The sequence below is a fragment of the Pseudoalteromonas sp. SG43-7 genome, from assembly GCF_014164295.1.
Lineage (GTDB): Bacteria > Pseudomonadota > Gammaproteobacteria > Enterobacterales > Alteromonadaceae > Pseudoalteromonas > Pseudoalteromonas rhizosphaerae.
In genome coordinates this window covers 34,018-41,397 of sequence record NZ_JACJEY010000044.1, presented here as the reverse complement: position 1 = coordinate 41,397, position 7,380 = coordinate 34,018, and the positions used below count along the sequence as shown (strand labels likewise).

Here is a 7,380-nt window from a genome sequence, read left to right as displayed (position 1 = left end):
TATAAAACCTCTTAATAACATCAATCAAACCTTACCTTATATTCTTTAATCGATAATTAGCTCAGTTTAAAAAAAGAGCATCGCCACCCTTCACCAATAATGGCGAGGGTCACTGGTACAAGTCCAGAATCACCCACCACATATAAAACCTTTTAATACCCACAATCAAACCTTACGTTATATTCTTTAATCGATAATTAGCTCAGTTGAAAAAAAAGAGCATCGCCACCCTTTACAAATAATGGCGAGGGTCACTGGTACAAGTCCAGTATCACCCACCACATATAAAACCTCTTAGTAATTCTGTTAAAAATAAAATTCAAAAAGCCTCTAAATACGCTAATTCTTTTCCAAACCTGAAACTCTTTTAATGTGTTCCTTGATGGATAATTAAGTTTGAAAAGCATCAACCTAGGCGCTTTACAAAGCTAGGGTCTCCTATCTCTATAAAAATCCTCAAGCAATAACTAGCGCTACCTAAATTTGGATAATCAAGCTGCTTGAAAATTCATAACTGATCAAATAAACGAAGTCTGCGGTATTAAATTTTAAATTCCCTTGTCAGCGACTAGACTGTTTATTATAGTCTCTGATACGTTCATGTGGTCACAAGTCTAATGCCAGCAAAGATTTTTTCTAATGCAAAAATACTTATAGTTGAAGAGCAACCTCTTGCTCAAAGCTATATGAAACAGTCGCTCGAAAAACTTGGCTTTCGACAGCTGCGCTTTGCTGAACATGCAAATTCGGCTAAAGAGCAGTGCACCAGTGAACAGTTTGATCTGATTGTTTGCTCTTTTAATTTAAGTAAGCAGCAAGACGGCTATCAGCTATATGAAGAGTTACGCGTTAAGCGTTTAATAAAAAACTCTACTGGGTTCATTTTTATTTCAGCTGAAACCAGTGGTTCTTTGGTACACAGCGTGCTTGAACTGCAACCCGATGACTTTTTAGTCAAGCCATTCACCATATATGATCTTAAAACACGTATAGAACGAATTTTGCTGCGTAAAAATCATTTACAAGCAATATATAATTTCATTGACGATGGGAATGACTCTAAAGCGCTAAAAGCAATCAATACTGCGCTTGATGAAAAAGGCAATGCTTATAGTGCAATATTATTGCGTTTAAAAGGTGACGCCCTACTTCGCTTAAAACGAGCAGATACCGCAAAAGCTTTCTTTAAATCAGTTCTTGATATTCAAAAATTTACATGGGCAAAGGTAGGTTTAGTTGAAGCATTAATTGCGAATAACGAGCATATTCTTGCGCAAAGAATGCTAAAAACGATGCTGCTACGTCATGAAACACGATTAGTCGCACTCGATTTACTTGGTAAGCTGGAGATTAAATTAAACCAATTTGAATTAGCGCAAGATTTTTTAAGCCAAGCCGTTGATATAGCTCCACGCAATATCGAGCGCCAAAAATCACTTAGCCATGTATCGCTGGTAAATCATGATTATGAAAAAAATTACCTTACACAAAAAGACATCGCCAACTTTGCCAAACATTCGATTCACGATCACCCTGACGTATATTTAAATGCAGCACGGGCGGGTATTGATTTTGCATTAACAACAGATCAAAGCGATCAAATTCAACGTATTTCAAGACAAACCAATAAATACTTAGCTGATTTAAAAAGCCAATTTCCAAATAGTCACAATCAGGCGCAAATAGATGTTTTAAATGCCCGTTTACACTATTTGAAAGATGAGCATCAAAAAGCGAAAATGTTGATTGAGCAGCTCGACGATGACGATAGCCACATTCGCTCTGTAGACGGCGCACTTGATAAAGCAAAGGCATTTCATGAACTGGGGTTTCACCACAAAGCACAGTCATTATTTAACCAAATTATTAGTCATTGTGAACGTCATCCAACAGTGAGTGATGCTGTTTATTTACGTTATATTCAACAACAACAAAGTGAACGCCGTGATATAAAAATGGGCCCTAAAGAGCTGAATAACCATGCAGTTACACAGTTTAACCGTGGTCAATTAAATACCGCTCTTGAAGCATTCACACAAGCATTTAGAGTAATGCCTCGTAATCCAAGTATTGCTTTAAATTTATTGCAGTGTCTATTTGATAGTTCCAAGCAAAATGGCCAAACGTTAAACCTAATGATGGCAAAAAAATGCTATGCGTTACTCAATACGACAACATTAGACAACGAGCAGCAACAACGCTTTAATAAAATAGTACAACAAGCAACGAGTATGGGGCTAACACTTGCTAATCTAGAAGAGCCAGGCAAAACCAAATAGAATAATAAATAGTTTAGATAAGGTGTTGTTTATAAGAATGAGGAATTCAAAATATCGCTGACAAGCGGTGATATGACTTTTAAAATCCAGCCTTACTGGAATCGGATTATGTAAATTCAGTAAGGCATTGGTTATTGTCAATTACGAGCTAATAAATTACACCTTCTTCAATGAGACCGCGTTTATACAATAACGCAGACCACTTGGCATTGGTCCATCTGGGAATACATGACCTAAGTGCGCATCACATACATTACATACAGTTTCTATTCTTTGCATACCGTGGGTCTTGTCACCATTGTAAGCAATCGAGTTTAGTTGCGCGGGTTGAGTAAATGATGGCCAGCCAGTGCCGCTATCAAATTTTTCATCACCATCAAATAATAAGTTATCACAACATACACAGGCGTACTTACCAGGTTCAAACAAGGTGCAGCTATCTGAGCTGTGTGGGCGCTCTGTGCCTTTATTACGAGTCACATAAAAGGCTTCTTCGGTTAATTGTTCACGCCATTGCTGCTCGGTTTTTACTACTTTACGGCTCGGCTCTGGATTGCCTTTATTGGCAAAGTTTAGAATATCATTCCAATTCAACATAACTGACCTCATTGAGTAAGATGGGTTAATTTATTGCTATCCACATTATCATGGTATCGCGCTAATAACATTGTCAGCTTGGATTTATCCGCACTGCACAAAATGGTTTTGTAGGGGGTGAAAAATAATTTTGGTACTGGCTACGGGAATGTTTAAACTCACTAGCTACGTTTATCTGCACTGTTAAACCAGCCATCTCAACAGACTCAACGCCTATTAGTGAGCTAAATAGCTTCAGTACACCAATGACAGATTCTTACTAAGCCTATTTGCTGTTACATACTATATATACCCTGTTGATCACTATTTAGTTTCATACAATGGTAATTAATTTTTTTTCATTTTCAGTCAATAGTGTATTAAAGTATTGTGTTAGCTCTGCTTTAGTTGCCGGTAAGCCTATTGAGCATTGACGCTGTTCGCTGGAGAGAATTAAGAATTGGTCATCATGGCACTGTATTTCCTTGATACTATCAATAAGCAGCCATTGTGGGCCGTGAGTACGGTCAAAAAAACCTGAAAGGGTAAAGACCAAAAGGTGCTGTTGTTCGCGTCGAATAAACTTATCTAGGCTATTACGTGCTTTAAATAGTGGTGTTAGCCGATAACAGCATGAGCTAAATACAAATAGCCATACAGCTATTAACAATACAAACCACGCTTGCTGAAATAACATGGTAAATACACTCAACAATAATAACACGATACCGAAACAGCCGACGATCAGCGCCAGTAATTGATTAATTTTACGCATCAAAGACTCCTTGCAACGTTAACCTGAATTACTTACTTGCACTTTTTTCATCGGTTTCAGGATCGGGCCAATCATTAAAAAACACCGTTAAATAACGACTTTTTGCTAAATATAATAATACCCACAATACCGTCACCATTTGCAGCGCTAAAAACATCGAAAACTGATAATAACTATGAGCGGCTTGAATAATCAGCCAGCTTAAATCTATCGCTGCACATGCTAATAATGGCCACCGCATAAAACGCCACACTCGCGCTAACCATGCTGCACTGTCTGCGCTTTTTTGTGGCCTGCGCAAACAAAAAATTACGGCAGGAATAATGGCTATTGCACCAATAGCCAACGCACAGAAAAAGTCAGCTTTAGATCTAAACACTAATGACATTAAATCAAGCTCAGGACGCCTGCTCAGTGCCGCAATGATCCAAATAAAGTAGGCACGAAGTAATACCAGTAAACTCAAATGAAACGCGATTGGAGTGCGATAGGTGCCATATTTGTCCCAATACTCTGGTCCATAACGCTTCATAACTGGTTTTTCCTCTCGGCTACTACGCCAAGTAATATGAATGCAGCCACGGCTGTAACACCTAACCAGCGCACACCAAAGAACATCAGTAACTGGCTTAGTAATGGAGTGACAAATACTACTAACAAGCCAAAACCAAACCCGGTTACCAGTACAAATGCACATACTCTGAGTATAAAGTGGCGCCTTGCTACAAAGCGTTTCGTGGTTTTGATAATCTCATTTGCATACAAAGACACCAAACACACCACCAGTAACAATGCGATATTATATAAGTAAGGCTTTAGCCACTGACCAAAGGTCAGTGCTAAATCCTGAAAAAGCGTAATAATGCTATCCATTATGTTGCGCCAGTAATGCAATTAAATCATCTTCGGTCAGTATTTCAATGCCTAAATCTTGTGCTTTCGTGAGCTTAGAACCGGCTTTTTCACCCGCTATTAACGCATCGGTTTTAGCTGATACACTACCTGAAACTTTCGCCCCTAACTGCTGCAAGCGTGCTTTTGCATCATTTCGATTAAGCTCGTTCAAAGTACCCGTTAACACATAGGTTAAGCCTGCTAACGGTTGTGAGTCTTCGCTTGGCGGCGTGAGTTCTGGCCAATGAATACCCTGCTCCAGCAAGGCAGTTACGACATCTAAATTATGTTGCTCAGCAAAAAAACCACGCACATGCTTGGCTACAATTTCCCCAACATCACTAACTTCGACTAACGCTTCGGTTGTTGCCGCAGTTACTTTATCTAGCGTTAAAAAGTGATTAGCTAAATTTTGCGCCGTCGCTTCACCGACTTCACGAATACCTAATGAGTATAAAAACTTAGCCAACGTCGTTTGTTTTGCATCATCAAGTGCAGCTACTAGGTTTTTCGCCGATTTTGGCCCCATGCGCTCAAGCGATTCAAAATGTCCTTGTTTAAGTATGAATAAGTCTGCTGGCGTTTTAATGAGCTCTCTGTCCACCAGCTGTTCAACAATTTTATCGCCAAGGCCATCGATATCGAGTGCTTTGCGTGAAGCAAAGTGTTTGATCGCTTCTTTACGCTGTGCTTGGCACACCAGACCTCCTGTACAGCGCGCTACGGCTTCGCCTTCAATGCGTTCAACATGGGAGTCACAAATTGGACAAGTAGCCGGAAACTCAATCTCTTTGGCATCTGTTGGACGGCGCTCTAATACCACTTGGGTGATTTGTGGGATCACATCACCAGCACGGCGAATGATCACAGTATCGCCAATTTTTACACCCAAACGCTCTATTTCATCACGATTGTGTAACGTTGCATTTGAAACCGTGACACCACCAACAAATACCGGCTCTAAACGAGCCACAGGGGTAATTGCGCCAGTGCGCCCTACCTGAAATTCAACATCCAGTAGCTGAGTGATTTCTTCTTGCGCAGGAAACTTATACGCAATCGCCCAACGCGGAGCTCGCGCTACAAAACCTAACCGCTCTTGTAGTGCTTTGTTATTTATTTTGATCACCACACCATCAATTTCATACTTCAAGCTGCTGCGGCGCTCAAGTATATCTTGATAGTAATCCAAAGCAGCTTGCTGGCCTTCGACTAATTTTGTTTCCGGGCAAAGTGGTAACCCCCAGTCAGTTAGCTTAGCCAATTGCTGGTAATGATCACTTGGTAATTCACCATTTGTCACAACACCAATACTGTAGGCATAAAACATCAAAGGTCGCTTGGCGGTGATTTTTGAATCGAGTTGACGCAAGCTGCCTGCGGCTGCATTACGTGGATTAACAAATACTTTGTCGCCACGCTTTTCGGCTTCAGCATTAAGTTTGTCAAATCCGGCGCTATCCATGAACACTTCACCACGAATTTCAATTTCCTCGGGAAAGTCATCGCCACGTAATTTTAGCGGTACATTACGAATCGTTTTAACGTTAGTGGTAATATTTTCGCCGGTGTGCCCGTCGCCACGCGTTGCCGCCAGCACTAACACACCATTACGGTATAAAATCGACACCGCTAAACCGTCAAGTTTTGGTTCACAGCAAAAGGTCAGCTCATTGTTATCCATCAAACGTTCTTTAATGCGGCGATTAAAAGCGCTGAACTCTTCTTCACTAAAAGCGTTATCAAGTGACAACATCGGCACTTGATGAGTGACTTGCTCAAACTTAGCAAGCGCCGCACCGCCTACTTTCTGGGTCGGTGAATCAGTACTCAAGTACTCAGGATTTGCTACCTCAAGCGCACTTAATTGTTGTAATAAACGATCATACTCTGCATCAGGAATGCTTGGGTTATCAAGTACATAATAATTATGATTGTGATCTTCTAACTGCTGACGAAGTTGCGTTATTTGCGCTAACACTAAAGTGGACATACTGACCTCAAAAAACATAAAAAAGCCACTTAAACGAGTTATCGCCAAGTGGCTTATAAAATTCTTAATTAATTAACTGTATATTGCAGGTGATTAAGCTGAAAAGCGTCTCACTTTTTCAACATAATTGCGCACACTATCAACGGTCATTTCTTCTCGTTGTGAGTCTAAAATAACGGCGCCAAATTCATCTGCTAACTTTTTAGCCGCACTGTGCAACATATTAAATGCAGCAAGCCCGTCACCATCACACGGCAAGGTCATAAACAAGCTAATTCCAGCGGTGCTAAATTGTTCCATATTATCTATGTCAAAAGTACCAGGGTTGTACATGTTCACTAACCGAAACAGCACTGGACCATGACCAGCAGGATCTAAATGGCGATTAAAAAAGCCTTCTTCAGAGTACTTAAAGCCAAGTGTGTTTACTGCTGGCAATAATTTGCTGCCTTCCATACTCAAGCCTTCAGGCATTTGAATATGCACAATGATAAAATCACTTGCAGCCGGTTGCTCAGCTTCATCCTCTACGCTTGCATCTGTTGCAGTAGTCACATCATCAACCTCAGCGGCAGGTTCGTCATCTGACGCTGCAAAAGAGTGTGGTTGCTTTTCATCAGCACTGAAACTTAAATCCCCAAACTGCGGTTCATCACGCTCAGTATGAGATGCTGGCTCAGCTACGCTTTGACGCTCAGTAGGCGCTTGATCTGCAGGCTCAACCCGCTCATCATTAGTCGCAACGGGTGCATCTTTTTTACGAACTGACCATAGGCCATGTATTAATAATCCACCAATGACAATTACACTGATAATGATTAAAACCCATCTTAATTGTTCGGCCATCCCCTCACCTTTTATTA

General features: G+C 40.6%; 7 protein-coding genes. 1 reads left to right on the top strand and 6 read right to left on the bottom strand.

Annotated elements, in window-relative coordinates:
• The first annotated feature begins 617 nt into the window (after nucleotides 1-617).
• Nucleotides 618-2,279 carry a tetratricopeptide repeat-containing response regulator gene (locus tag H5200_RS17335; protein WP_182719191.1) on the top strand — a complete coding sequence of 554 codons (1,662 nt, stop codon included), beginning with the start codon at nucleotides 618-620 and terminating at the stop codon, nucleotides 2,277-2,279.
• A gap of 156 nt (nucleotides 2,280-2,435) precedes the next feature.
• Here H5200_RS17335 and msrB read toward each other — a convergent pair whose 3' ends face one another.
• The 6 genes from msrB to zipA all read right to left on the bottom strand — a co-directional run bounded on the left by msrB (nucleotide 2,436) and on the right by zipA (nucleotide 7,363).
• Nucleotides 2,436-2,876, bottom strand: coding sequence for a peptide-methionine (R)-S-oxide reductase MsrB (gene msrB / locus H5200_RS17330; protein WP_145240697.1), 441 nt, complete (start codon nucleotides 2,874-2,876; stop codon nucleotides 2,436-2,438).
• Nucleotides 2,877-3,189: 313 nt separating this feature from the next.
• Nucleotides 3,190-3,630 (bottom strand): hypothetical protein, encoded by a 441-nt coding sequence (locus H5200_RS17325; protein ID WP_149980697.1) that lies wholly within the window; start codon nucleotides 3,628-3,630, stop codon nucleotides 3,190-3,192.
• A 28-nt stretch (nucleotides 3,631-3,658) separates the two neighbouring features.
• Entirely contained in the window at nucleotides 3,659-4,162 is a 504-nt protein-coding gene (locus tag H5200_RS17320; RefSeq protein ID WP_182761992.1) for a DUF2919 domain-containing protein, read from the bottom strand.
• Nucleotides 4,159-4,503, bottom strand: a complete 345-nt coding sequence (locus H5200_RS17315; protein WP_145240691.1) for a DUF3392 family protein — start codon at nucleotides 4,501-4,503, stop codon at nucleotides 4,159-4,161. Before H5200_RS17315 ends, H5200_RS17320 begins: the two co-directional genes overlap by 4 nt.
• Nucleotides 4,496-6,517, bottom strand: coding sequence for an NAD-dependent DNA ligase LigA (gene ligA / locus H5200_RS17310; protein WP_182761990.1), 2,022 nt, complete (start codon nucleotides 6,515-6,517; stop codon nucleotides 4,496-4,498). The genes H5200_RS17315 and ligA overlap by 8 nt, the downstream gene beginning before the upstream one ends.
• A gap of 93 nt (nucleotides 6,518-6,610) precedes the next feature.
• A complete protein-coding gene (gene zipA / locus H5200_RS17305) occupies nucleotides 6,611-7,363 on the bottom strand; it encodes a cell division protein ZipA (protein ID WP_149980700.1) in 753 nt (250 codons plus the stop codon).
• Between the last annotated feature and the right edge of the window lie 17 nt (nucleotides 7,364-7,380).

Bases quoted from the DNA above. Each gene is read 5' to 3' on its own strand.
- H5200_RS17325 (WP_149980697.1), bottom strand. From the start codon at position 3,630: ATGCGTAAAATTAATCAATTACTGGCGCTGATCGTCGGCTGTTTCGGT.
- msrB (WP_145240697.1), bottom strand. From the start codon at position 2,876: ATGTTGAATTGGAATGATATTCTAAACTTTGCCAATAAAGGCAATCCA.
- zipA (WP_149980700.1), bottom strand. From the start codon at position 7,363: ATGGCCGAACAATTAAGATGGGTTTTAATCATTATCAGTGTAATTGTC.
- ligA (WP_182761990.1), bottom strand. From the start codon at position 6,517: ATGTCCACTTTAGTGTTAGCGCAAATAACGCAACTTCGTCAGCAGTTA.
- H5200_RS17320 (WP_182761992.1), bottom strand. From the start codon at position 4,162: ATGAAGCGTTATGGACCAGAGTATTGGGACAAATATGGCACCTATCGC.
- H5200_RS17335 (WP_182719191.1), top strand. From the start codon at position 618: ATGCCAGCAAAGATTTTTTCTAATGCAAAAATACTTATAGTTGAAGAG.
- H5200_RS17315 (WP_145240691.1), bottom strand. From the start codon at position 4,503: ATGGATAGCATTATTACGCTTTTTCAGGATTTAGCACTGACCTTTGGT.